The organism is Lactobacillus isalae, from assembly GCF_947539375.1.
Taxonomy (GTDB): domain Bacteria; phylum Bacillota; class Bacilli; order Lactobacillales; family Lactobacillaceae; genus Lactobacillus; species Lactobacillus isalae.
Genome location: NZ_OX443569.1, coordinates 559,657 through 585,682, shown reverse-complemented (window position 1 = coordinate 585,682; position 26,026 = coordinate 559,657). Strand labels below are relative to the sequence as shown.

General features: G+C 34.6%; 29 protein-coding genes. 3 read left to right on the top strand and 26 right to left on the bottom strand.

Features of this window, described 5'->3' with window-relative positions:
• Nucleotides 1-17: 17 nt before the first annotated feature.
• The 3 genes from QM512_RS02860 to QM512_RS02850 are packed head-to-tail and all read right to left on the bottom strand — an operon-like array spanning nt 18 to nt 3,111.
• A complete protein-coding gene (locus tag QM512_RS02860) occupies nt 18-1,406 on the bottom strand; it encodes an RsmB/NOP family class I SAM-dependent RNA methyltransferase (protein WP_282806015.1) in 1,389 nt (462 codons plus the stop codon).
• Nucleotides 1,406-2,383 (bottom strand): hypothetical protein, encoded by a 978-nt coding sequence (locus tag QM512_RS02855; protein WP_282806014.1) that lies wholly within the window; start codon nt 2,381-2,383, stop codon nt 1,406-1,408. Before QM512_RS02855 ends, QM512_RS02860 begins: the two co-directional genes overlap by 1 nt.
• Nucleotides 2,383-3,111: an SAM-dependent methyltransferase gene (locus QM512_RS02850; protein WP_282806013.1), complete on the bottom strand. Its 729-nt coding sequence runs from the start codon at nt 3,109-3,111 to the stop codon at nt 2,383-2,385. Before QM512_RS02850 ends, QM512_RS02855 begins: the two co-directional genes overlap by 1 nt.
• A 90-nt stretch (nt 3,112-3,201) precedes the next feature.
• Here QM512_RS02850 and lepB point away from each other — a divergent pair, with 90 nt between their 5' ends.
• Together lepB and QM512_RS02840 are read left to right on the top strand one after the other, a co-directional pair.
• Nucleotides 3,202-3,774: a signal peptidase I gene (gene lepB / locus QM512_RS02845; protein WP_282806012.1), complete on the top strand. Its 573-nt coding sequence runs from the start codon at nt 3,202-3,204 to the stop codon at nt 3,772-3,774.
• A 28-nt stretch (nt 3,775-3,802) separates the two neighbouring features.
• Nucleotides 3,803-3,988 (top strand): LBP_cg2779 family protein, encoded by a 186-nt coding sequence (locus tag QM512_RS02840; protein ID WP_282806011.1) that lies wholly within the window; start codon nt 3,803-3,805, stop codon nt 3,986-3,988.
• Between the two features lie 71 nt (nt 3,989-4,059).
• Here QM512_RS02840 and QM512_RS02835 read toward each other — a convergent pair whose 3' ends face one another.
• From QM512_RS02835 to rpsU, 21 genes are all read right to left on the bottom strand, one after another.
• The gene (locus tag QM512_RS02835; protein WP_282806010.1) at nt 4,060-4,896 is read right to left on the bottom strand and encodes an ABC transporter permease; all 837 of its coding nucleotides are present in this window, start codon (nt 4,894-4,896) and stop codon (nt 4,060-4,062) included.
• A 9-nt stretch (nt 4,897-4,905) separates the two neighbouring features.
• Nucleotides 4,906-5,724 (bottom strand): ABC transporter permease, encoded by an 819-nt coding sequence (locus QM512_RS02830; RefSeq protein WP_282806009.1) that lies wholly within the window; start codon nt 5,722-5,724, stop codon nt 4,906-4,908.
• A gap of 2 nt (nt 5,725-5,726) precedes the next feature.
• Nucleotides 5,727-6,434 carry an ATP-binding cassette domain-containing protein gene (locus QM512_RS02825; RefSeq protein WP_282806008.1) on the bottom strand — a complete coding sequence of 236 codons (708 nt, stop codon included), beginning with the start codon at nt 6,432-6,434 and terminating at the stop codon, nt 5,727-5,729.
• Nucleotide 6,435: 1 nt separating this feature from the next.
• Nucleotides 6,436-6,804, bottom strand: a complete 369-nt coding sequence (locus QM512_RS02820; RefSeq protein ID WP_282806007.1) for a GntR family transcriptional regulator — start codon at nt 6,802-6,804, stop codon at nt 6,436-6,438.
• A 313-nt stretch (nt 6,805-7,117) separates the two neighbouring features.
• A complete protein-coding gene (pepT, locus tag QM512_RS02815) occupies nt 7,118-8,365 on the bottom strand; it encodes a peptidase T (protein WP_282806006.1) in 1,248 nt (415 codons plus the stop codon).
• A gap of 11 nt (nt 8,366-8,376) precedes the next feature.
• Nucleotides 8,377-9,174 carry a Nif3-like dinuclear metal center hexameric protein gene (locus tag QM512_RS02810; protein WP_282806005.1) on the bottom strand — a complete coding sequence of 266 codons (798 nt, stop codon included), beginning with the start codon at nt 9,172-9,174 and terminating at the stop codon, nt 8,377-8,379.
• Nucleotides 9,171-9,884: a tRNA (adenine(22)-N(1))-methyltransferase gene (locus tag QM512_RS02805; RefSeq protein WP_282806004.1), complete on the bottom strand. Its 714-nt coding sequence runs from the start codon at nt 9,882-9,884 to the stop codon at nt 9,171-9,173. Before QM512_RS02805 ends, QM512_RS02810 begins: the two co-directional genes overlap by 4 nt.
• Before the next feature lie 84 nt (nt 9,885-9,968).
• Nucleotides 9,969-10,820, bottom strand: a complete 852-nt coding sequence (locus QM512_RS02800; protein WP_282806003.1) for a transporter substrate-binding domain-containing protein — start codon at nt 10,818-10,820, stop codon at nt 9,969-9,971.
• An 11-nt stretch (nt 10,821-10,831) separates the two neighbouring features.
• The gene (locus QM512_RS02795) at nt 10,832-11,572 is read right to left on the bottom strand and encodes an amino acid ABC transporter ATP-binding protein (protein WP_282806002.1); all 741 of its coding nucleotides are present in this window, start codon (nt 11,570-11,572) and stop codon (nt 10,832-10,834) included.
• A gap of 3 nt (nt 11,573-11,575) precedes the next feature.
• A complete protein-coding gene (locus QM512_RS02790; protein WP_144231258.1) occupies nt 11,576-12,253 on the bottom strand; it encodes an amino acid ABC transporter permease in 678 nt (225 codons plus the stop codon).
• Complete coding sequence (locus tag QM512_RS02785) at nt 12,234-12,893, bottom strand: amino acid ABC transporter permease (protein ID WP_282806001.1); 660 nt, start codon at nt 12,891-12,893, stop codon at nt 12,234-12,236. Before QM512_RS02785 ends, QM512_RS02790 begins: the two co-directional genes overlap by 20 nt.
• Nucleotides 12,894-13,072: 179 nt before the next feature.
• Complete coding sequence (rpoD, locus tag QM512_RS02780; protein ID WP_282806000.1) at nt 13,073-14,194, bottom strand: RNA polymerase sigma factor RpoD; 1,122 nt, start codon at nt 14,192-14,194, stop codon at nt 13,073-13,075.
• Nucleotides 14,195-14,209: 15 nt separating this feature from the next.
• Nucleotides 14,210-16,027 (bottom strand): DNA primase, encoded by a 1,818-nt coding sequence (gene dnaG, locus QM512_RS02775; protein WP_282805999.1) that lies wholly within the window; start codon nt 16,025-16,027, stop codon nt 14,210-14,212.
• Nucleotides 16,028-16,050: 23 nt separating this feature from the next.
• Nucleotides 16,051-18,123, bottom strand: a complete 2,073-nt coding sequence (gene glyS / locus QM512_RS02770; RefSeq protein ID WP_282805998.1) for a glycine--tRNA ligase subunit beta — start codon at nt 18,121-18,123, stop codon at nt 16,051-16,053.
• Complete coding sequence (gene glyQ, locus QM512_RS02765) at nt 18,116-19,033, bottom strand: glycine--tRNA ligase subunit alpha (protein ID WP_282805997.1); 918 nt, start codon at nt 19,031-19,033, stop codon at nt 18,116-18,118. Before glyQ ends, glyS begins: the two co-directional genes overlap by 8 nt.
• A gap of 294 nt (nt 19,034-19,327) precedes the next feature.
• Nucleotides 19,328-20,080 (bottom strand): DNA repair protein RecO, encoded by a 753-nt coding sequence (recO, locus tag QM512_RS02760; protein WP_282805996.1) that lies wholly within the window; start codon nt 20,078-20,080, stop codon nt 19,328-19,330.
• Complete coding sequence (gene era, locus QM512_RS02755; protein WP_003656193.1) at nt 20,081-20,992, bottom strand: GTPase Era; 912 nt, start codon at nt 20,990-20,992, stop codon at nt 20,081-20,083.
• 23 nt (nt 20,993-21,015) lie between these two features.
• Nucleotides 21,016-21,543 (bottom strand): rRNA maturation RNase YbeY, encoded by a 528-nt coding sequence (gene ybeY, locus QM512_RS02750; protein WP_282805995.1) that lies wholly within the window; start codon nt 21,541-21,543, stop codon nt 21,016-21,018.
• Between the two features lie 3 nt (nt 21,544-21,546).
• Nucleotides 21,547-22,455 carry a PhoH family protein gene (locus QM512_RS02745; RefSeq protein WP_394358303.1) on the bottom strand — a complete coding sequence of 303 codons (909 nt, stop codon included), beginning with the start codon at nt 22,453-22,455 and terminating at the stop codon, nt 21,547-21,549.
• A gap of 81 nt (nt 22,456-22,536) precedes the next feature.
• Nucleotides 22,537-22,980 (bottom strand): GatB/YqeY domain-containing protein, encoded by a 444-nt coding sequence (locus QM512_RS02740; RefSeq protein ID WP_282805993.1) that lies wholly within the window; start codon nt 22,978-22,980, stop codon nt 22,537-22,539.
• Nucleotides 22,981-23,083: 103 nt separating this feature from the next.
• Nucleotides 23,084-23,260: a 30S ribosomal protein S21 gene (rpsU, locus tag QM512_RS02735; RefSeq protein ID WP_003647180.1), complete on the bottom strand. Its 177-nt coding sequence runs from the start codon at nt 23,258-23,260 to the stop codon at nt 23,084-23,086.
• 151 nt (nt 23,261-23,411) lie between these two features.
• Here rpsU and QM512_RS02730 point away from each other — a divergent pair, with 151 nt between their 5' ends.
• On the top strand, nt 23,412-24,254 hold the full coding sequence (locus tag QM512_RS02730; RefSeq protein ID WP_282805992.1) for a pyruvate, water dikinase regulatory protein: 843 nt from the start codon (nt 23,412-23,414) through the stop codon (nt 24,252-24,254).
• A gap of 158 nt (nt 24,255-24,412) precedes the next feature.
• Here the strand turns inward: QM512_RS02730 and QM512_RS02725 are convergent, their stop codons facing one another.
• Together QM512_RS02725 and msrA are read right to left on the bottom strand one after the other, a co-directional pair.
• Entirely contained in the window at nt 24,413-25,291 is an 879-nt protein-coding gene (locus QM512_RS02725) for a YitT family protein (RefSeq protein WP_282805991.1), read from the bottom strand.
• Between the two features lie 94 nt (nt 25,292-25,385).
• Nucleotides 25,386-25,940 (bottom strand): peptide-methionine (S)-S-oxide reductase MsrA, encoded by a 555-nt coding sequence (gene msrA, locus QM512_RS02720; protein ID WP_282805990.1) that lies wholly within the window; start codon nt 25,938-25,940, stop codon nt 25,386-25,388.
• Nucleotides 25,941-26,026 lie beyond the last annotated feature (86 nt).

Sequence of the window (26,026 nt, the reverse complement as noted above, 5' to 3'; positions counted from 1 at the left end):
AGTTGGTCAGTCTTTTTTTACTTTCTCAATCCTTTAGGATAGAAATTTTTTAGAATTTGATCATTTCCAATTTTTCCAAAACTGAAAATATGATTCTGGTATGCAACTAAAACAAAACCACGTAATTTACTGTCCACTTTTATAGTTTCGCCATGCAAATAATGTTCATAGTCAGCTTTATTGTCCAAATTAATCAACTGCGTTTGCTGTTTTTGACCTAAAACTTCAGCTAGCTGATGACTAGGCTCAAATCGCTTTTTCTTGAGCAAGCCTAATTCAACACCATTATTTAAGACATGAAGCTCAGTTAACATCTGTGGATCAATAGCAGGCACAAAAACGTGGCCATTACTTTGTAAAACAAGCTTTTGCCAATTTTCTAAGCTATCTGGTAAAACGAAATTTTCTAATACCTTTAAAACTACTGCAATTTCATCCTTATTTAAACGAGCAATAGTGCTCTTTTTCTGGTGCTTCTTTTTTCTCTTTTTAACTTTAAGAGGAGCTTCCTGTGGTTGATCAGTATTTTTTAAGTGAGCTACAAACTGTCCTTCACCCACTCCATCTTGAAACCAAAGCCTAATAGTATCTTTTAGCTCAGGTAATTTAGATTTTGTCCATTCTGGCCTACCCACAGACATTCCGGGATATAATTTGATCGGCTCAATTTTTAAATTATAATTTTCAACTAACCAAGCAACTATTTCTTCGTCTTCTTCTGGCGAGTAAGTACAAGTAGAATAAAGTATTTCTCCACCTGGCTTTAACATCTTCATTGCTTCAATCAAAATTTCCTTTTGTCTGGCTTGGCAAGTTAATACATACTCCGGCGACCAATATTGCATTGCGTCTGGATCTTTTCTAAACATCCCTTCACCAGAGCAAGGTGCATCTACCAAAATCTTATCAAAAAACTGTGGTAATTTTTTAGCTAACCGATCTGGACTTTCATTTGTCACAACAACGTTTGTAGCTCCCCAGCGCTCCAAATTCTCTCGTAGATCTTTAGCCCTACTTTTTGAAATTTCATTAGCTACTAAAAGTCCCTTATCTCCTAACATACTTGCTAATGCAGTTGACTTACCACCAGGGGCTGCACATAAATCTAGGACTTTTTCGCCAGGTTTTACATCGAGTGAAACTGCTGGATACATTGCTGAAGGATCTTGCGAATAAACATAACCAGCAGTCCATTCGCTGTCACGTCCAGAAACTTCGCCATAATAGCCATCTTTAGTAAATTCAATCGGTTCATCAAGACTATAGTGAACCTTTTGATAATTATTCTTCAGTGGATTTAAACGAAACCCCTTTTTACTTGCACCATCGATTGCTGCAAAGAATTTACTACTTTCTTCTCCAAGCAAGTTTTGATATTTTTCAATAAATTCAACTGGTAATGACATTATTTTTCCTTCTTAATTTTTATTAAAAGTAGCATCAATACGTAAGTTATAATCTGCATTACAAAGACGATTGAAAATAAAATGTAAAGTTGGCTATGATTAGAATAAAATCGCCAAGTTTGTAAACCTAAGGTAGTTAAAACGGCAATTAATCCATTAGCTAAAAAGAATCGCAAGCCTGAATCAGCTAATAAGTGAGCACCAATTTTCTTAGGAACAAACTTTAAGTTTACCGGATTTTCAGCAAAAATAGCAGCGATTACAGCAACTGCAAGAGCAATTACAACGCATACAATTGCCCCAACTAACTTTTTAGTTGGACTAATGCCGTGTTGCTTGTTATATGTCTTGCTAAAGTCCACAACCTTCATACTACCTCCTAGATAGTGATGTAAACTATTGACATCATTTTTATTCAGGCCATCGACTACTACGCGATAGTTCGTGATTGATTCTTTAGCAGTTGGTTGATTAATTCCCGTTGAAAGATAGTAAACAGCTTGTCCATTTTGACTTTCATTGTTTTTCTTTAGTTCGCCAATAATAGTAACGTAACTATTATTTTCTTTAAGATAATGATTATTTTGTAGAGTTACAACCTTACTTCTCGTATCTGCTGAAATTACGGCAAATGGAATTGAGCCTTCAAAGTCTTTTTTATTAAAATAGCGTGAACTTCCTTTAGCTAAAGGCTGACTTTTCAAATTATAGTTGGCCCAAATTAAAACGCGATCTGGAATATAATCCGATTCAAAGTGAATCTGCACCTTATCGTGAGAAAAATTTTTATCAACATGAGTCAATAATTGCTTAACATTATGTTTTCTTTTTGGCTTAAAAACATAGTATGTACTCGATAAACCATTATTATTTAGAACTTGATCAGCCCTTTGGGATTGCTGGCGAGATAAAATTATCCCCAATCCCAAAAAAGCTAAAAAAGAAATTACTAGAAGAATAAGTCGTTTAATTTTCATTATTTTACTTCAAAAACCTCTTCGTGTATAAAATCGAAACTTTGGAAACTACGATTGATTTTTTTATTAGTTCTAGTTTTTGCTTCACACCAAAAAGAAGTAGAATTAGTTGCTCCGAACTTTTCACCAATAAAAAGTAAAACTGGCTGATGTTTAAGACTGCGGTACAGATCTAAAATCTCTAAATCATCTTCTCCAAAATTAGGCGCCCAAGAGCAAAGGATTAAATCCACATCAGGATGCTTCTTAATCGCACTTAGAGCATCCATGTTCTCAGTTTCAAAAATTGGAATTTTACCTGTAGTTGAGCTTTTTGCCCATGAAAAGGAATCACTTGCAATTGCGTCTACTCCAACTTCGTTCAAAGCCTTTGACCAATAAGCATTTCCAGCCATAATTTCTAAACTAGTCTGTACATGATATTGCTCTTTAATCAACCTCGCCGTTTCTAAATTTGGCAAAGACCAAATTCCATATTCTCTTGAAAGAAAACTGCGGAAGTTATTAAGTAAATTATTAGCTTCTTGTACCTTTTCTCTGCTTTTAACATTATCTATCATTATATCCAAGCTATCAGGTAAAAAGCCAAGTGAATTTGGTGCTTTTTGCAAAATCTTTCCTTTTTCTAGCTCTGTAATCGTATCATTAATTATATTAACTTGTTCATGGAGGGGTACATAATTTAATTCTTTATCTAAATTATTAAGCTTAATTTGATATTTTTTCATTTTATCTATTCCTTACGAAATGATTTTACCATTCAAAATCAATAAAAACAGGTATAATAAAGATGATGTAAACAATAAGGAGCAAAAAATATGTCAAAACATAAAACAGAACCGGCTGAATCTTTTGGTCACTGGCTCCTACAGGTATTTATTTTAGCAATTGTAATTTTCGGATTGTATATATTTGTATTTCGAGTCTTACTTGCTAATGAAACTATTACTGGACCATCAATGCAGCCAACCTTTGAAAATAATGATCGTATTATTGCAGTAAGGCATTCGAAACTGTCGCGTGGAGATATCGTAATTCTTCGTGCCCCGGATGAACCAGGTGCACTTTACATTAAAAGAATTATCGGAGTGCCTGGTGACAGCATCAAATCAAAAAATGATGTAATGTATATTAATGGGAAGCCAATTAAAGAGCCATACTTAACAAAATACAAGAAAAAGCTTGCTAAAGGTCAGTTATATACTAATAATTTTAGTCTTCAGCAACTTTATCATGTTAAACGGGTACCCAAGAATTGTTATTTTGTAATGGGTGATCATCGAAATGTTTCAAAAGATTCAAGAATGATTGGATTTATTAAGAAACAAGATATTGTTGGTGAAGTTAAATTACGGTATTTCCCATTTGACCAAATAAAATGGTTTAAATAGATTTTTTAGAAAGTGTGAAGAATTAAATATGAGTCCTGAAGAATTATCTGATGCAATTATCGAATTTGAAGTTAAGAATAATGTAAATGATACTGCACTTGCTTTTTCAAGTCACCTCTCAGTTGAAAAACTACATGCTATGAAGTCTGGTGAAGCTAAGTACACAATGGAAGAAGCTGAACAAGTTCTAGACTATATTCAAGCTAATTCTTAATTTAAAATTACTAGCAGCAAAAAAAGGAATAGGGTTTTGAAAACAAATTTTCAAAATCTTATTCCTTTTTCTTATATCTTCGCTTCATGATACTTACGCAGAAGTACGACATTAATTGCAATCAAAATTATATCAACTGCTAAAACAACTGCCATGGTCAGATAATTATCAGTTAGATCAGACCTAACGTCAATAGCATCTTTACCTAAAGTTGTTAAAAACATCCCATTTTGTAAAAATCCTGTCACTGAATTCATGACGAACCAATAAACATTAATTAAGAATATTAATCCGATGCAAGTTAACGAAACAACTACAAGAAAGTAAACTAGTCTGCTTATCTTTTCTGGCAAGAAATCGCTAACTATTTTCCCAGTAAAGTTAATTAAACTAACCGCAAGATAAATAAAAATTCCAATTAAAATCAGCAAAACAATAACTGAAATCAAATCTGTTATATGGATATCTTGCCATAACTTTCCTTCACCAATGGAGCCGAAATTCTTAAATGTTGTTTTCCAAAACTCGTTTGTGCCAATTATTGGTAAACCTGCAATTAATATCATTGCTAATTGAATAACTACTAAATATAAGCCATCAACAATTGCAGAAAATAAATTTGCAAGTAGCAAGGTACTTTCTTTGATTGGTGCTAAACGCCAAGTCTGAGATGCATAAACTTGTTCATTTTTTCTACTTGATAGAAATAAGTAAGCCACATCAAACAAAGGAGTAATAGTAATAAACGAAATTAGGAAATATGCCTTACTTTCGCCTTCAAAAGCAGAATAAAAAAGTGCCCAAAAACCAAGCAGAATACCAACTACTATTTGTAAAAATACAAGACGCCGAACTAGTCGTACCTTATTTTTAGTTAATTCTTTAAATATTGATGAAAAAGACGTCATTAGGCATCCCTACTTTCCCTCATGGAAGTCCTTCAAAAGCCAGATATTAATTGAACCTAAGATAATATCAATTAAGGCCATCATTAAATTACCTTCAGCAAATGCAACTAGCCCATTACTTGTTTCGCCCCAACGTAATTGATTTAGTAAACTGCCTAAATTGTTTGTTAATACAATAAAGATAAAAATCAACACGATCATAATCACGAAACGAATTAACTTACTATGCTTATCAGGAAGGAAATCAGTGATTGTTCTACTTGAAAGATTAAGTGTTGTTACAATGCTATAAACTAAAATTGCAAATAATAAAAATGCCAATAATGCACTTAGCATTTCTCCAATCGGAAATGAATCAGAGAGCTTTTGCCAAAAGTCACCTGCATGACTTGCCTTAGAGATAGCTTGATTAATTTCCCATATATTAGTTCTTACATCGTTACTTATTAATGCTGGTAAAAAGGTAACAATTCCCATTCCAATTTGGATTAAAACTAAGTAAAGTCCGTTAACAATAGCTGATAAAATATTAGCTAAGTAAAACTTACTAGATGAAACTGGAACCAAACGCCAAGTTTGCGAACTATATTCCTTTTCATTCTGCCAAGCAGAAAGCACTACATAAGCCATATCTGCAAAAGGAGCAAAAGTGAAGACCATTACAAACCAGGCTATTGGTTTAGCTTGATTAGAAAATGCGCCGCCATTTGAAAATAGTGCCCAAAGTGCAAAAACTGAACCTGCTACCAATTGCAAGAGAGCCAGTAAATAAACGCTGCGACGTTTCTTTTTACCCATTTGATTAAATAATGCTTTAAAAGTAGTCATGTTTATTCAGCTCCTTCATCTGCATATAAGCTTTCATAGTATTCTTCAATACTATGTCCCTTTGCTCTAATATCATCTGCTGAGAGATGACTGGCGATTTTCTTATCTTTTACAATTACAACTTCATCTAAAATCGTCGTAATTTCATTTACGAAATGATCAGAAATAACAATAGTGCTATCTGGACTCTTCCAAAGTAGGATTGAGTTAATAATTCTTTTTCTAGCCATTGGATCAATTCCAGAAAACGGTTCATCAAGTAAGTATAACTTTGCTTCTCGACTCAAAGTTAACGCAATTTCAAGCTTTTCGCGCATACCACGTGATAATTGTCCTAACTTCATATCGTTGTTGAGTTTCATAAATGAACGCAGCTGTTCAAATTTACTACTATCAAAATCAACAAATAATTTTTGATAAAATTCTTCTACTTCGCCAACCTTAGTAGAATCGCTTAAACCTTTTAAATTATCGGTCATTCCGATATTAGCTTTGCGGTAAACTTCACTGCCATCGCCATTAAGAAGTACTTCTCCTTGATAATGTTTGGCAATTCCTACAATCACTCTCATCAAAGTAGTCTTACCGGCACCATTTTCACCCAAAAGCGCAATAATCTTACCAGAATCAACGTCTAAATTTACATCTTCAAGAATAGTTTTTAAATTTTTGCGATATGTTAATCCTTTTACCTCAAGTAGTTTACTCATTTTAATCCCCCTTCTTCTCTTCTATGAACTTTTTAAGCTCCTCAAGCGTCTTTTCTGGAGTTAGGCCCAATTGTGCTGTACTTTCTAAAAATTCGCTCATTGTGTCCTTAATTAGCTCTCTACGCTTTTGTAAAATCAACTCTGTATCCGTTGTAACGAATGATCCTAGTCCTCTTCGAACTTCAAGAATACCTTCAGTATTCATTTGGTTAAGTGCTCGTTGAACAGTATTTACATTTACAGTTAGATCAACGGCTAATTGCCGAACTGAAGGAACTTTCTCTCCTGGCTTTATTTTGCCCAGAGCGATTTGTAGGTAAAGATACTTTTCAATTTGAACATAAATTGGAATATTATCTTGGAATTGCAATCTTTACACCTTCTTCACTAGTGTATGGTTTGTCTATTACACTAATATAATACCAACATCCATTTTTAAATACAAGCTATATTTTTGTTTCACAATTTAAAAATTGTATTTTTTAATAAAAAAATAGCAGATAGAATACTTATATTTCAAGCATTCTACCTACTATTTATCAAATTAATAGTATCAGTGCAAAACTATTTTTAATTTTTAGTTAATTTATAAATGTTGATATAAAAGTATTTATCTAACATCAAAAGAAAGTAAAAGTTAATAAATTTAATCAAAAATAGTTAAAAAATGTTTCACTAACTATTTATTTCTTGTTTCTTTCAACATTCAATTGATTAATCTTACGCAAAACATCCACAGCTTTCCACATACTTTCTAATACAGTATATTCATATCTACCATGCATGTTTTCTTCACCAGCAAAAAGATTTGGACAAGGTAAGCCCATATAAGTCAATTGTGAACCATCAGTACCGCCACGAACTGGATCTTCATTAACGGTAAGCCCCTCAGCCTTATAAGCATCTCTAGCTAAATCAACAATTTCCATATGCTTTTCTAATTCATCAGCCATATTGTAGTACTGATCCCACATCTTAAGCTTAATTCGCTCAGTACCAAATTCATCATTCATCTTCTTAACGATGTCTTTAACCAGATTCTTTCTTCTTTCAAGTCCATCGCGTTCAAAATCACGAATAATGTAGTCCATATGAGCTGAGTCAACTGTTCCATCAAAATTCATTAAGTGGAAGAACCCTTCACGACCATCGGTATGTTCTGGACGATCATGTTCAGGTAATTGATTATGAAAATCAATTCCAACCTGAATGGCATTAATCATTTGTCCCTTAGCAACCGCTGGGTGAACATTAACTCCCTGAATATCCAAACCAAATTGAGCTGCTGAGAACGTACCCCAGTCAAGTTTTCCTGGTGCTTCGCCATCAACTGTATAAGCAAAATCTGCTCCAAATTCTTCAACATCAAAGTGTTCTGCTCCAGTTCCAATTTCTTCATCTGGAGTAAAGGCTAATTTAATTTCACCGTGTTTTTCTTCAGGATGTTCCATCAAGTATTCCGCAAAGGTCATAAGTTCTGAAATACCACACTTGTCATCCCCACCAAGTAAAGTATCGCCAGAAGCTGAAATAATAGTTTGACCCTTATAATTTTTTAAATGCGGAAAGACTTCAGGATCTAAGTAAAATTCGCTATTACCTAATTGAATCTTGGATTTACCGTCATAATTTTCAGTAATTTGTGGTTTCACGTCAACTGAATTAAAGTCAGCTGTATCACAGTGTGCTAACAAGCCAAATGTTGGCACTTTATAATCAATATTTGATGGAATAGTAGCAATTACACAGCCGCTTTTTTGATTATAATGAACATCTTTAAGACCTAATTCTTCTAGGTCTTTCATAATTACATTCTTTTGAAAATTTTCCTCTCTTTCAGTTGATGGAAAACGATCTGAATGCTCATCAGATCTAGAATTTACTTTAACGTACTTTAAAAACCTAGGTAATAAATTTGGATATTCAGTCATTTTAATTCCTCCTAAAATAAATCCTGAAACGGATTAGTCGACACTTTTGAAATTACTATAGCGACATTCCAATTATAATCCTTATTCCACTTTTCAAGGCGATCTCCAACTTTATACTTAAAAAGCTTTTCAGTATAGTGGCCTGGATCAACTACGGTTAAGCCACTTGAGATCATATCATGACCAACATGATAGTAAACGTCCCCTGTGATAAATGCGTCAACGCCATCGACTAAAGCTTGACGCCAAAATTTACCACCATCGCCACAAATAAAGGCAACAGTTGAAATTAGCTTATCATTATCTGCTGTAATTAACCGCGCCATTTTAATATGCATCTTATCTTTGACATAGTATGCAAAGTCTTCAGCAGTCATTTCTTTAGGCAGTTTACCTTTTCTACCAATCGCAATTCCATCTGAATCTAAAGCAAAAGGTTCAACATCCTTTAGTCCAAGCTCCTCTGCTTGCCAGTCTGCTGATCCATTTTGAGCTTTATCAGAATTGGTGTGAATTGAGTACACAGCAATCCCATTTGCAATCAGTTTGCCATACATTGCATTTTGAGGATCAGAAAAGTCTAAGTTTTTTGCTGGTCTGAACATTACCGGGTGGTGACTAATGATCAAGTCAACGCCATTCTCAATTGCTTCATCTACCACCTCAGGGCGCACATCTAAGGTAGTCATTACTGTCGTAACTTCAGCATCCATCGATCCAATTTGCATTCCAACTGGATCACCTTCAGAAGCAATTTCTTCTGGAAAATCTTCTCTTAACCGTTTTACAACGTCTGCTACTTTTGTCATTTCAACACTTCCTCAATCATTTTAATTAGGTCATTTATTTTATTGATCTTATCCTCATCTTTATTTTTAGCCTTATTCAAATTAGCCTTTAAATTTTTATAGTATCTAAGTTGATTAGTCCACTTCTTAATAAAAATAGAATTCTTCTCTTTTAATAAAAATGGACCAAAGGCTAATTCCTGATCAGATAAATTAGGCTTGTTTGTCTTAATTTCTGCCTTAATTATTTCATAAATATGGCCAGCCACCTCAATAATTTGCTCAGCAACAATTTCATATTGATGATCCATCAACCACTTTCTTACTAATGGTTCACCAATATTAGCTTCCAAAATTAAGGTTGGATACTTTTTACCTTCTTGATAAGCCGTTTCTAAAAGATTAGTCATCAGCTTTCCGCCCATTCCCGCAATTACTACGGTATCAATTCGATCTTCAGCCTTTAAAGTCTCTAAGCCTGATCCTAATCTTGTTTCAATTTTATCTTCTAAACCTGCTTGTTCAATATCTTGTTTTGCATTATTCAAAGGACCTGCAGCAACGTCGCTTGCAATCGCAAAATCTATTTTTCCTTCTTTTACTAATGCAATTGGCAAATATGCATGATCGGTACCAATATCAGCCAATCGGCTTTCAGGATCTACCATTTTACCAATTTGAGCTAGTCTTTCTTCTAACACACTCTCACCTCTTATTAAAAATTTTAGCATAGATATCTTAAAACTTACTTGAAAATATTTTTAACAAAAAAAGCAACAGAAGATCAATTAAACTTCTGTTGCTTTAAAATCAATTTATTTATTCATAATAATATCAGATGGCTTAACATCATCACCAAAGTAAGGCTTCAATTCTTGGTTGTAATCATTTACAAAGAATCCATCCTTATTAAGTTTATTAATGTGCTTGTTAGTCCAATCGAGAAGTGACTTGTTACCCTTCTTAACTGCAGGAGCAATGTATGAGTTTGGTCCTAAGTGCTTAATTCCAACAGTATACTTAGGATTGTTCTTTGCCCAAGCATACAAGTATGAATTATCGTCTGCTAAAGCGGCAGCACGACCATTCTTCATTGCATTAAATTGTTGAGTCTTAGAATCAAACTTCAAAAGATCAACATCTGGTTGCTTGCTGGTAAAGTAGTTTTCAGCAGTGGTACCCTTAGTTACGATAACTTTCTTACCCTTTAATTGGTTCACATTAGTAATTGGCTTAGATTTTGGTGAAACAACACCAACTGACACCTTCATATATGGTTTAGCAAAATCTACCACTTGTTTTCTTTCTGAAGTAACAGTGAAATTAGCTAAAACAAGGTCAGCCTTATTAGCATTCAAAGTATCAACACGGTTATTAGCATTCACTTGAACAAACTTAACCTTAACTCCCATTTCCTTAGCTAATTCTCGAGCTAAACGAACGTCATATCCAACTCGCTTACCATCTTTATTTACCCAACCATATGGAGGTAAATCACCAAAGACAGCGACTTTCAAAGTACCACGTTTCTTAATAGCGGCAACTGAACTAGGATTGTTGCTTGAATTGCTACTACTTGAGCTATTTGAGCATGCAGTTAATGCAACAGCTCCAACTGCTAAAATTCCAACTGCCGCAATTAACTTTTTAATAAATTTATATTTCATTTTTTACTCTCCTAAAATTCCATACTCTCTAAAAATTCTTCTGCTCTCTTTGTTTTTGGATGTTCAAAAAATTCTTTCCCAGGGGTATTTTCAACGATTTTTCCATTTTCTAAGAACAAAACTTGATCCGCAATTTGTTTAGCAAAATTCATCTCGTGGGTAACAATAATCATTGTCATATGGTCATCATCAGATAATTGCCTAATCAATTCCAAAACGCCTCTAACCATTTCTGGATCAAGTGAGGCAGTAACTTCGTCAAATAACATTAAGTCAGGATGAAGTGCTAAAGCTCGAATAATTGCAATTCTTTGTTTTTGTCCCCCAGATAACTGACGTGGATAAGAATCTGCATATTGCTCCAAGTGCACTCTCTTTAACAATGCTTTGGCCTCTTGCTCAACTTCGGCCTTTGACCGTTTCTGCACTTTGACTGGACCAAGCAAGATATTTTCCATTACAGTCATATTTGGGAAAAGATCATAACTCTGAAAGACCATTCCAATCTTTTGACGAATTTGTTGCCAATTTTTGGCATTGGGAATAATTTTCTTTCCTTCAAAGACAATAGTCCCATTTTTGAATTCTTCTAGACCATTTAAACAGCGTAACAATGTACTCTTTCCAGAACCTGATGGACCAAGCAAGGTTAACACTTCTCCCCTATTTAAATAGAAAGAAATATCATCAAGTACTTGTTTATCTCCATAAAACTTGTTTAAATTTTCAACTTCTAATATTTTTTCAGCCATATATTACGCCTCACTTCTCTTGTTTAATCGCTTTGCCCATAGTGATAGAGGATAATCAACAATGAAGTACAAGAAGAAAATCAATCCATATACCCAAAAAACACCGTTTGGATTAGTTTGATTATTTGCTTCAACGATTTGTTGTCCAACGTTGATTACATCCATTACACTAATCATCATTAATAGAGACGTAGTTTTAATCACTCTTGTTGCTAAATTTATTGTTGCTGGTAGTTCTAATTGAAAAGCTTGCGGCAGTAAAACATAAATAAATAATTGCCACTTATTTAATCCCAAGGCTAAACCTGATTCTTTTTGAATCTTTGGTACTGATATTAAAGCTCCGCGAACAATATCACTAAATTCAGCTGAAACCCACAGTGAAAATGCAATTACTGCCATGACTGAAGCAGGCCAGTTTAAATTAAATTGTCTTGGTAAAATATAGTAGAACAAGAATAATAAAACTACTGTCGGAACTATCCGGAAAAACTCTAAATATAGTCTAAATATTACTTTCACAAGTCGACTCTTAGAAGTTCTTAAAACGCCGAATAAAGCTCCAAGTGCTAATCCGATTATTAAAGAAAGTACTGCAATCCAAACACTTGTCCAGAGCCCGCCTAACAAACGGGTAAAGTTTCTTCCTTCAAATAAAACATTAATCCCCGAATGTCCCATAACGTACTCTCCTTTCAAGCCAAGTTAACAGTAAAGATAACGGAATAAGAATTATTGCATATGCAATTACTAAAACAAACAAATATTCATTTGAATGGTAATATAATCCAATCAAGTCTAAGGCTGTATTCGTTAATTCAGGAATAGCAATTACAGAAAAAATAGATGTTTCCTTAATTAAGAAAATTATATTCGCTGCAATAGCTGGAACACTAAGCGCAAATCCTTGAGGAAAAACCACATAGCGCGCTAATTGCCATTTTGACATTCCAATCGCTTCACCAGACTCAATTTGATTTTTACTAATTCCATCAAATCCTCCCGTAAAGCCTTCTGCCATATAAGCTCCACCTAAAAATACTAACCCAATCAAGCCACAAGTTACTGCGCTCATCTTTAATCCAATTACTGGAAAAGCATAGTATAAAAAGAAAAGCTGAATCAATAGCGGCGTATTTCTTGCAAGTTCAACATATGCACTTGTAATCTTATCAATTATGGGAACATGAAAATATTGAATCAGGCTACAACAGAGCCCAACCACCATCGCTCCAATAATTCCAACAAAGGACATCCATACTGTTACTTGAAATCCTTTGATAAATTGTGGCAAACTTTGTTGAATAATTGCCCAACTCATATTTTCCCTTCTTTCCTAAAAGTAAGTAACTGTTTGTATTATAGGCTTACTTTAAATCAGTTACAATAGGTAAGTATATTAAATTTATATATACTACCATACATCTTCTTTATACTAAAAAAGCCTTGTGGCAATACTGTAATTGCTACAAGGCTTTTCAATCATTTGAATTTATTATTCTAGTCTAAGAAATCTTTCAATTGGTTTGAACGACTTGGGTGACGTAACTTACGCAAAGCTTTAGCTTCAATCTGTCTGATACGTTCACGAGTTACTCCAAATACCTTACCAACTTCTTCAAGAGTACGAGTACGTCCATCATCTAGACCGAAACGTAAACGCAACACATTTTCTTCACGGTCAGTTAAAGTATCAAGAACTTCCTCCAGTTGTTCCTTCAATAGTTCGTAAGAAGCATGTTGTTCAGGACTAGTTGCATCTTTATCTTCGATAAAGTCACCTAAGTGAGAATCATCTTCTTCACCAATTGGAGTTTCAAGAGAAACAGGTTCTTGAGCAATCTTCAAGATCTCACGAACCTTATCAGTTGGCATATCCATTTCAGCACCAATTTCTTCTGGAGTCGGTTCTCTACCTAAATCTTGTAAAAGTTGTCTTTGAATTCTGATCAACTTATTGATAGTTTCAACCATATGAACTGGAATACGAATAGTTCTAGCTTGGTCAGCAATTGCACGCGTAATTGCTTGTCTAATCCACCAAGTTGCATAAGTTGAGAACTTAAATCCTAGACGATAATCGAACTTGTCAACGGCTTTCATTAAGCCCATATTACCTTCTTGAATCAAGTCTAGGAAAGACATTCCACGACCAACATAACGCTTGGCAATAGAAACAACCAAACGCAAGTTAGCTTCTGCTAATTCTTGTTTAGCTTCTTCATCGCCTGTTTCAATTCGCTTGGCTAAAGCAATTTCTTGGTCCGCATTTAGCAATGAAACACGCCCAATTTCCTTTAAGTACATCCGCACTGGGTCATTCATTCTTACACTTGAAGGTGCAGACATATCTTTCAATTCAGCTTTTTCAACATCTTTTTGTTTCTTTAAAGCTAATTTTGAAGGTTCACCATTTTCATCGACAATACTAATTCCATTGTCTTCAAATTCTTGAACTAGTTGATCTACTGCTTTTCCTTGAAGATCATATGGCTTAATTAGTTGAGCAGTAAATTCTTTTTCAGTAATTTGTTTGTCTTTCTTAACTTCCTTAACAACTTCCTTGACTTTCTTATCAAGTGTCATTGTTGCTTCTTTTTTGGTAGTCTTACTCTCTGCCATGTAAAAAAGCCCCCTCTAAAACTTCTTTCTTCTTAACGCAATTACTTTCTGCGCTATTTCAAGTTCTAAACTATTATCTTGTTTTCTTTGAGCTTCCTTTAATTGACTAAGCAAATCATTTAATTGCTCATCAATTTTGCTCTTTTCCAATGCCCGTAATTGATCATCTAGCTCACGCTTAGAATAATCCGGAGGCATTGTAATCATCTCCATATTAATAATTATACCTTGAAGTTCTTCAGGAATAAAATCAATGAAGCCTTTAACTTCTGCATCTTCATGAGTTTGATGGTACTTTAACCAAAACTCTGCTAATTTTGCATAACGTTCATCTGGAAACAGAAACTGTTGACTTAATAAATAATCTCTTGCTTCATCACTATGAATAAATAGATAAAGTAGACGATCTAAAGCAGGATTTTTATTTTCTACTTCAGTACCTGCTTGAGCTTCTTTTGGCTCAGCCAGTTCACCCAGATTATCCATTGGTGCTGGTGTTTGATAAGCCTGCTGATGATTTTTGGCACGCTGCAGTTTACGTCTCTCACGAACAAAAGTAACCTTTAGAGATTCACGAGTAACTCCAGTTTGACGAGCTAGTTTATCAAGATATAGATCAGATGCTACTGGGTCATTTAAACCAGCAATCATCTGTACACTAGCCGTAATATAGGCTAACTTTTCTCGATCATTATGTAAATTATATTGATTTGCCAATCTTTCAAGCAGAAAATCCATCGAACTAAGTGCACCCGCAACTTCTGCACGATATTTTTCTGCCCCGTATTTCTTTACATATTCATCTGGATCAAGATTTTCAGGTAAAACAATTATACCTAAGTTAAATCCCTGTACTTGCCCAAATAACTTAGTTGCTCTTTCAGCGGCATGGATTCCAGGTGGATCTCCATCATAGTTGACTAAAATATTAGGAGTAATCCGTCTTAACATATACACTTGTTCAGTGGTCAAACTGGTCCCCATCGAGGCTACTCCAGACTGAATTCCAGCCTTATAAGCGGCAATTACATCCATATAGCCTTCATAAAGGATTAAATGTTTCTCACTTCTTGCTGCTTTTTTTGCTTCAGCAAAATGAAACAGTAATTTAGACTTATTGAAAATCTTAGTTTCTGGACTATTCATATATTTAGCAATTGTTTTATCATTGCTAATTCTACGACCAGAAAAACCAACTGTATAGCCGGATTCATCTCCTAAAGGAAACATCAAACGATCACGAAAGCGGTCAAATAATTGACCATCTTGCGATTCAACAAATAGACCACTTTCTCTTAAATCGTTATCAGTATATTCTTTCTTCTGCTGCAAATAAGTAAGTAAAATCTTATCATTATCTGGAGCATAACCTACTTTAAAATGCTCTAGTAAATCATTAGTTAACTCACGCTTTTTAGCATATTCAAGCGCTCTTTCGCCAACTTTGGTAGTTAACAGAATATGTTGATAAAATTCTGTCGCTTGTCGATACATCCTTTTTAGTGGACTGAGTGGTTTAGTTTCTTCTCCATAACCTTCTGGCATCTGAAGATGTGCCAGCTCAGCAACTTTTTTAACACTTTCAGGAAAGGTAAGATGATCCTGATACATTAAAAACTTAAATACGTTTCCACCTTTGCCACATCCAAAACATTTGAAAAATTGTTTTCCTTCATTAACAGTAAAAGAAGGTGTTTTTTCTTGATGGAAAGGACAAAGTCCCATATAATCTTTACCCTTTTTTTCTAAAGAAACATATTGACTTATTACATCAACAATATCAACAGAATTTCGAACTTCATCGATAAATTGTTCAGGAATACGTCCTGCCATCAATGGATCATCCCAATCAATTATTACTTAATTACTAATTTACTTAAGTCACCCATTCGATCAGCTAAGTTATTAACCTTTAACAATTGAGCCAAACGATTATTCTTTACCTTTTCATCTTTATCAAGGATCATATTGCTTTCAAAGTAATTATCAATTACAGGTTGCAGTTCTACAAAGCCTTTGTACAGATCAGCAATACTCAAATCTTTATTGTCTTCTAATGCATTTACACCTGCATTTAACTCTTCTTCACTTACATCTTGGAATAGACTTTCATCAATCTTAGCAGCATTTCTATATTTAGCTTTCTTCAAAATGTTAGTAATTCTAGTTAAACTTTCAACTACTGGCTTAAAGTCAGCATCATCATGATGCATTTGCAAAGTCTTAGCTGCTGCCAAAATTTGAATTGGATCTTGTTGACTAGATGCAAGTACTGCATCAATTACGTCGTAGTCATACTTTTCAACTTGTAATTGTTGTTTTACACGATCACGGATAAAGTCGGCAATTTCATTTTCAGCTTCTGTATCTTTAGGTAGCTTAGCTGCTGTTTTACCTGATAATAATTGAATTAATTCTGGTAAAACATCTTTAACTGGAAGTGACCAACCTTCATTTAATAAAATTCTTACGATACCATATGCATTTCTTCTTAAAGCATATGGGTCGTTAGATGAAGATGGGATCATTCCAGCACCAAAGAATGAAATAATTGTATCTAATTTATCAGCAACTGAAAGAAGTGAACCAACAGTTGTACTTGGCAATTTACCTTCGGCACTTGTTGGCATGTAACTTTCTTTAATTGCTACGCTAACATTTTCATCTTCGCCGATTAAGCGAGCATAGTGCATTCCCATTACACCTTGTAATTCCGCAAATTCGCCAACCATTGAAGTAACTAGGTCAAATTTATAAATGTCACTAACTCGATCAAAATCTTTCATTTCAGTATCTGAAATATTAAATTTCTTACCTAAGTAGTCACCAATAATTTGAACGCGTGCCATATGCTCAGCAACGGAACCAATCTTATCGTGGAATGATACATTCTTAAGCTTATCAACAAAGTGAGCTAATGGATACTTCTTATCTTCATCATAGAAGAATTGGGCATCATCTAAACGTGCAACAAGAACTTTTTCATTACCAGCAATAACATTGTCCAAATACTCACTATTACCATTTCTAACAGCGATAAAGTGATTAATCAACTTACCGTTTTCATCGTAAACTTCGAAGTATCTTTGGTTATCCTTCATTGAAGTAATTAATACTTCATCTGGAATATTTAAGTATTTTTCATCAAAAGAACCAGCAAAGACAGTTGGATATTCAACTAAGTTAGTAACTTCTTCAAGAAGTCCCTTGTCAAGATTTACTTTCCAGTTATGTTGAGCAACTAATTCTTGGATTTGGTTGAGGATCATGCCCTTACGTTCATCAGCATCAGCGATCACATATTGGCTCTTCAATGCTTCTTCGTAGTCGTCTGCATTTGCAAGTACCACACTATCTCCTAAGAAACGGTGACCTTGAGTTTTACGACCAGCAACTACATCAAGCAATTTAACTGGTACTACTTCGCTACCAAGTAAAGAAACCATCCAGTGAATTGGACGTACAAATTCAAAATCGTAGCTACCCCAACGCATTTTAGTTGGGAAAGTCATTGCCTTAACGATATCACTCATGCCCATTAAAATATCAGAGGCCTTCTTACCTTCTTTTTGAACATGAACATAGGCATATTCAGTTCCTTTAAGTTCTTCAAAGTAAATATCGTCAGTAGTCATTCCCTGACCACGAGCAAATCCTTGAGCAGCCTTTGTCCAATTACCATCTTTATCTTGGGCAATCTTCTTAGCTGGCCCCTTTTTTACTTCATCAATATCGTCTTGCTTTTCAGCCAAATCTTCAACTAAGATCGTTAAACGACGAGGAGTTGAATAAGTCTTAATATCTTTAAAAGCTAAGCCGTTTTCTTTTAAGTATTTTTTAGTACGGTCAGCTAATTGTTTAACACTTCTAGAAACAACGTGAGCTGGCATTTCTTCAGTGCCAATTTCAAATAAATAATCTTTAGTCATTGTTTTGCCCCGCTTTCTTAGTTTCTTCTTGGTGTTTCAATAATGGGAAGCCACGTTTTTCACGTTCTTCAACAAATCCCTTAGCAGCAAGGTGAGCTAAGTTTCTAATTCTTGATAAGTAACCTGCTCTTTCAGTAACAGAAACTGCACCACGTGCATCAAGCAAGTTAAAAGTATGACTACACTTCAAAATGTAATCGTAAGCTGGATGAATTAGATTTTGGCTTAATAAGCGTTTAGCAGTTGCTTCATAAGTATCAAAGAACTTAAGTAATTGTTCTTGATCACTTTCTTCAAAAGCATACTTAGAATGTTCATATTCTGGTTGCTTGAAGATATCACGGTATTTTACACCATCGCCCCATTCAAGATCAAAGACTGAATTTACATCTTGAATGTAAGAAGCAAGACGTTCTACACCATATGTGATTTCGCTCATTGTTGGTTTAACATCAAGTTCACCAACTACTTGGAAGTAAGTAAATTGAGATACTTCCATTCCGTCAAGCCATACTTCCCAACCAACACCGGCACATCCCATAGATGGATTAGCCCAGTTATCTTCAACAAATCGAATATCATGTTCAAGAGGTTCAATACCCAATACTCTTAAACTATCTAAGTAATATTGTTGAATATCCTTTGGTGCAGGCTTAATAACGACTTGGAATTGATGGTGTTGGTATAAACGATTAGGGTTATCACCATAACGACCATCAGCAGGTCTTCTTGAAGGTTCAACGTAGCAAGCTGCCCAAGGTTCTGGTCCAACAGCACGTAAAAATGTATATGGACTCATTGTCCCGGCACCTTTTTGTTCATCATATGAAGGCATAATCATACAACCTTTAGAGGCCCAGAACTGTTCCAATTTAAAAATCATATTCTGGATATTCAGTTTTTCTGACATCTATCTCTCTCCTCACAACATAGGCACAAAAAAAGCCTATGCAAAAATTGCATAGGGACGATTTACTTCGCGGTTCCACCCTAATTCAGGAAAATATTCTTCCTGCCCTTAATTAACAACTTTGACTAAAAGGTGCCTTTTCCCAAAATGCACTTCCACCATCTTGCACTCGCTGTGTTGGTACTTTTCTATTCCTTTATAGCTGTCAAAATACGCTTCTATTTTATCATCTTTTCAAAAAAAAGACTAGTAAGAAAACTCACTAGTCTTTAAACGAATATAAAAAGTCAACAGCTAAAAAAGCGCCAATTCATCAAGAAATTTTTTAGTTTTTAAATTAAGATCTAAATAGTTAGCGTACATCCGGTCGATCACCTTGCCAGAGTTCTTTTTTAATTGTGGATTAATCTTTACTTTTCCTAAACGATCAATATCAATTAAAGCTAAAGTACGTATCAAGGCAACTACTTTAGGATCTCGATGCATCCTTTGACTGACACTATTAAAGTGATCACTACAAATAATTCCACCTAATTCCAGCGAGTAGTCAAATACACCTTGCACTTTTCCGCAAATTAGACATCGTTCTAACTGCGGTGCTACTCCATATGCATTAAGCAACTTCAATTGCACCATTTGGGTAATAATTGCCGCATCTTCTCCAGAATTTATCTTCAGCAACGCCTTCATAAGTAAATCATAAAAGCTTCCAATATCTTTATATTCAACAAAAGCATGGTCAAGTAAGTCTAAAACATAGCTCGAATACGCATTCTTAGTTAAATCTAAATACAATTGGTCCAGCTGCTTTACATCCTTGAAAGTCCGCAGCGTACTGATTCCCTTCCAATTTGTATTTACAATATACTTTCCGTAAGAGAAGTTAAGGGTTGCAGCTCCTAATCTGGACTTTGGTCTCAGTGCTCCTCGGACATCTATTGTAAAAATACCATGATCTCTTGTCATGATCTTGGTTAGTACATCAGCTTCTTTATATTTTTTTCTTTTAAAAATTAATCCTTGAACTTCACAAAGTTCACGTACCATCTATCTTAATTCCTTGGCATTGTAGCCAATAGACTTAAGAAAGGCAGGATCAGACCGCCAATTCTTTTGAACCTTAACCCATAGACGTAAATTAACTTTTTCGCCTAATAAAGCTTCGATTTCTTGACGTGCAGCAATTCCAATCTGCTTCAACATTTGACCTTTTTTACCAATAATAATGCCCTTTTGACCTGGACGTTCAACATAAATTGTAGCCTCAATTTGAAGCTTGCCACCTTCATGATCCCGCATCCGGTCAACTACCACGGCCGTTGCATGTGGGACTTCTTCATGGGTGAGCTTCAAAACCTGCTCGCGAATTAATTCAGCCACAATAAAATATTCTGGACGATCAGTCAATTGGTCTGCATCATAAAATTGCGGACCTTCAGGCAAATACTTGGCAATTGTTTTAATCAATTCGGAAACATTATTTCCTTGAGAAGCAGAGATTGGAACAATTTCAGCAAAATCGCCTAGATTCTTATACGAATCTATAATAGATAATAACTTATCTGGGTGGACTTTATCAATCTTATTTATCACTAAAAATACAGGTTTTTTAATTTTTTTAAGAAGTTCGGCAATATATTGGTCTCCCTTACCTGCTGGTTCAGGTTCAACCATGAATAAAACAACGTCAACTTCATCCAAAGCTGAATAGCTCGACTTATCCATAAAGTCATCTAATTTATTCTTAGGCTTATGAATTCCAGGAGTGTCAATAAACACAATTTGTTCCTGGTCATCAGTATAAATACCTGATATTTTATTTCTCGTTGTTTGTGGTTGTGGTGACATAATTGCCACCTTTTGGCCTACTAAAAAATTTAATAAAGTCGACTTACCAACATTTGGTCTACCAATTAAAGCTACAAAACCTGACTTATAGTCTTTTTTCTCATCCATCATTGTTACATCCTTTTGTTTAAGTTTTAGTGAATTTGCTTTCCGTGATTTTCCTGATCGGGATGAAGCGGAAGACCATATTCACGTAAAACTTTTCCTTGGATACCAAACATTACTTTAGCTTCATCATCCTCGATATGATCAAAGCCATTTAAATGAAGGTATCCATGAACTAGTGTATATCCAAACTCACGATTAAATCCAGTTTCATACTCTACACTATGTCTTTTTATCACTTCTGGGCAAAGAAATAAATCACCGATATCTTCTACAAAATCCGGATCATCATTAAAAGCAGCCATGAAATCTTCATCTAAGCCATCTTCAATTGCAAAAGAAATCACATCAGTCGGACGGTCTTTTCCACGATACTTCTTATTAATTTCATGGATTTTCTCAGAAGAAACAAAATTAATACTCATCTCTTGAGCATTTTCTTTATTAATTTCCTTTTTGGCTGATAAAAGTAGCTTGCTAATCCAAGGAATCCAATCTTTATCGCCTTCTTTTAGGAAATCGACTTCATCATTAAAAGAAATGTCTAAATTATTCAACTTTTAGTGTCCCTCTTCTTCATAAGCTCTAACAATTTTGGCTACTACTGGGTGACGAACAACATCATTAAAAGTAAAATTAATGAATTTTACTTGTTCAATATTAGAAAGAATATGTTCAGCTTGTAATAACCCGCTCTTCGCTTTCCCAGGTAGGTCAATTTGAGTTTGGTCACCATTAACTACCATCTTCGAATTAAAACCTAATCTAGTTAAGAACATCTTCATTTGAGCTTGTGTTGTATTCTGCGCTTCGTCAAGAATTACAAAAGCGTCATCTAAAGTTCTACCACGCATATATGCAAGTGGAGCAACTTCAATCACACCTCGTTCCATTAAACGATTTGTTGGTTCTACCCCTAAAATTGCATACAAAGAATCATAAATCGGTCTTAAATAAGGATCAACTTTTTCTTTTAAGTCTCCCGGAAGAAATCCTAACGACTCTCCTGCTTCAACAGCTGGTCTAGTTAAAATAATACGTGATACTTCACCCTTTTTAAAAGCTGCAATTGCCATTACTACTGCTAAGAAAGTCTTTCCTGTACCAGCTGGTCCAATTCCAAAAACAACGTCATACTTTTGAATTGCTTCAATATAACGCTTTTGTCCCATATTTTTAACGCGAACAGGCCGACCTTTAGCATCCCTAATCAAAATTTTATTATATAGTTCACCAAAGAACTCTAAAGTCCCTTTGTCAGCCATTTTGATTGCACTAACAACGTCAGTTGCGGTAATGGTAACTCCCCGGGTAACAACCTTATCTAAAGCAGTAAAAATTTGCATAATTTTTTTAACAAGGCTTTCTTCTCCGGTTACTTCAATTTCGCTACCAGTATCAGTCACTTGTACATCGTAAGATTCTTCAATTAAACGCAAATTTGCATCGTTAATTCCAACTAAATTCATGATTGTTTCAGGTTTAGTTGGTGTAAATGTTGCTTCTATAGTTTGTCCCACTTAAAATTAATCCTCCGTTTATAAAAGCTATTAGTTAAGCTTTTTACCAACAATTGAAGATGCTGCTTTACCATCAGCCTTACCTTTAATTTTTGGCATTAAAGCTTGCATAACTTTACCAAAGTCCTTCTTAGAACTTGCACTTACTTCTTTAATTGTTTCGTCAACAGTTTGTTCAAGTTCTTCTTTAGACATTTGTTTTGGCATGTACTTTTCAATTAATTCCATTTCCTCTTTAGTTTGGTTAATTAAATCGTCTCTACCTGCCTTAGTAAATTCTTCTAAAGATTCTTTACGTTGTTTAAGCGCACTAGACAAAACTGTCAACTCATCATCGTCAGTTAAGTCATGACCTACTTTAATTTTATAGTTCATTACTGCAGCCTTAAGAGAACGAATAGTTGTCAAAGCTTCCTTATCCTTTGCCTTCATAGCTGCTTTCATATCTTGCATTAAAGTATCATTTAGTGACATTTATTTTTCTCCTCTTTAATCAAAACTTACATAATCTATTTTAAACTTTTTATACAAAAAAAGCTCTTGATAGATTGAATTTCTACCAGGAGCTTTCTTTATATTAATAATGTCTACGCTTACGAGCAGCTTCGGATTTTAACTTTCTCTTAACGCTTGGTTTTTCGTAGAATTCACGCTTGCGGTATTCTTGCAAGGTACCACTTCTAGAAACGGAACGTTTGAAACGACGAAGAGCATCATCAATAGACTCGTTTTCGTGAACGATTGTCTTAGCCATGTGAGATCCCTCCTTCCATTTCTTGGCACACAAATATGTGCCACAACAATATAGTTAAATTATAGCTAAACGAGAAAAGTCGGTCAATAGTCGATTAACATTTTTCTTACTTATTTTGGTATAATTTAGATAAATAATGAGGTGAAGATATATGACTGAAGAAAAGAAAGAAAATCAAAAAATCGTTAACTTAATTATTATTTCCGATTCTGTAGGAGATACTGCTTTTAATATGGTTCAAGCTGGTGCGGTTCAATATCCAGATGTTAAATTTAACTACCGTCGCTATCCATTTATTACTAGTCGCGAAAAGCTAGAAAAAGTTTTCGACGAAATCACAGAGTTTGAGAACGTGCTAATTGCTTTTACGCTAATTCATGAAGATGAGCAATTAGCTGTCATTAAATTTGCGCGTGAACACAATATGAAATATGTAGATTTACTTTCTGGAGTAATTGAAAACATTCACGCCTTAACTGGCGAAGAACCTAAGCATGAGATTGGTGCCGTTCACCACATGGGTCAAAATTACTTCGACAGAATTTCTGCAATGGAATTCGCTGTAATGTACGATGATGGAAAAGATCCAAAAGGTTTCTTAGAAGCAGACGTTGTTTTGCTTGGAGTTTCAAGAACTTCTAAAACCCCTCTGTCATTATTCCTTGCTAACAAGAACTTGAAGGTAGCAAACTTGCCACTTGTTCCTCAAACTCATATTCCAGATGAAATTTATAAAGTTAATCCTAAAAAGATCATTGGTTTGACCAACGATCCATCTGTTTTAAATGAAATTAGACGTCAAAGAATGATTGCCTATGGCTTGAACCCTGATACCACTTACTCAAATATGGATTCAATCAATGCGGAACTTGAGGCTGCAAATAAGCTTTACAAGAAACTTGGCTGTTACGTAATTAACGTTGCTCACCGCTCAATTGAAGAAACTGCTGCTTTAATTATGGAACACCTCGGCATCGATGACTATGCTAAATAGACTGAAATAATCTGTAAGAATATTGTTATAACGCCAAAGTTACAATCTATTTTGAAATGGATTGTAACTTTTTTTTCGTCAAAAAGTTCTTACGTAAAATCACAATTTAAAAGGCTTAACCTACAACTCATGTAGATTAAGCCTTTTCACTTACACTATTAAACTGGTTTCTGTTCTTTGAAGCGTCCATATACTTTATCAACTTCACTTACACTCATAAAGGCATAAGGATCAGATTGAATAACAATATTATAGATATCGAACATATCATAGCGGTCAATAATCGTCATCAACACAGTTTTTTCTGTATGGCTATATGCACCTTCAACATCATGGAAGATCGTGATACCACGATGCATTTTACGCTGAATACCTTCAATAATATGTTTAGGATGTTCAGTGACAATAAATACCTGCATTTTTTGATGCTGAGTATAAACAGCGTCAATTACTCTACCATTAACAAAAATGTTTAAAGCAGTATATAAAGCTCTCGTCCAGCCAAATACAAATCCAGCACAGATAACAATGATCAAATTAAAGAAAATATTAATTTGACCAAAACTTTTACCAGTCTTTTTTCTTAAAATAATGCCTAGAACGTCTAAACCACCTGTAGAAATTCCTGATTTCAAGGCAATTCCCGTTCCGACCCCATTAATTACGCCACCAAATAAAGCACAAATGATCGGATCATAGGTAATTTTAATTGGTGCAATTACCCGCATCATAATTGATCCAAGTAAAACCGCAATAATTGTAAAAATTGTAAAGCGATGTCCAATTTTGCACCATCCCAAAACAAAAAGAGGGATATTCAAAACAAAGTACATCACCGAGGTCGATAAGGTAAATGGCATGAATCGTTCAGACACTGATTGAATAATTTGCGCAAATCCCGTAATACCAGAAGCATAAATCTTACCAGGTCCCCAGAAAAAGTTCAGGGCCACAGCAACAGCTAAGGCATAAAGGAATGCAGCAGATAATTTGGAAATTAGATAGTGTCTGCGAGACAGCTTTTCTAATTGACTCATCTTGATTTTCCTTTTTTATATCAAATAATCTTTTGCACTATCTATTCTAACAATCATTATCAAAAAAGAAAGCTAATTCTAATGGTTATGATTATTATTTCCAGTGTTTTTCAATAAATTTGGCTCTTCCGCCGGCTTCTTCAATTTGATAACGTAATGGATTCTTTTTATAGAAATCTTGATGATAGTCTTCTGCGGGATAAAAAGTGCTGGCAGGTTCAATCTTTGTCACAATCGGTTCATCAAATTTACCAGATTGCTCAAGCTGCATTTTAGATTCTTCAGCAATTTCTTTTTGTTTAGGAGAATTATAGAAAATAATTGGTTGATATTGACTTCCTCGATCTTGGAATTGTCCCATTGCATCTGTTGGATCAGTCACTTGCCAATAAATATCAACTAGTTTCTTATATGAAATGATTTTAGGATCAAATGTTATCTCTACAGCTTCAACATGACCTGTTGTCCCAGTACAGACTTCTTCATAGCTAGGGTTTTCAACATGACCGCTAGTATAGCCAGAGACAACACTGACAATGCCTGGATAAGTATCGAAAGGCTCTACCATGCACCAGAAACATCCGCCAGCAAAGATAGCTGTATCATAGGGCGATTCTTTAGTGTTATCAAGGGATTTAACGTCTTTCATTTTATTAGCACTTCTTTCTAAATTCGAATAATTATGGATTATTTCCGGCCTTTTTCACTATATATCGAAAAATAGCGAATCAATTA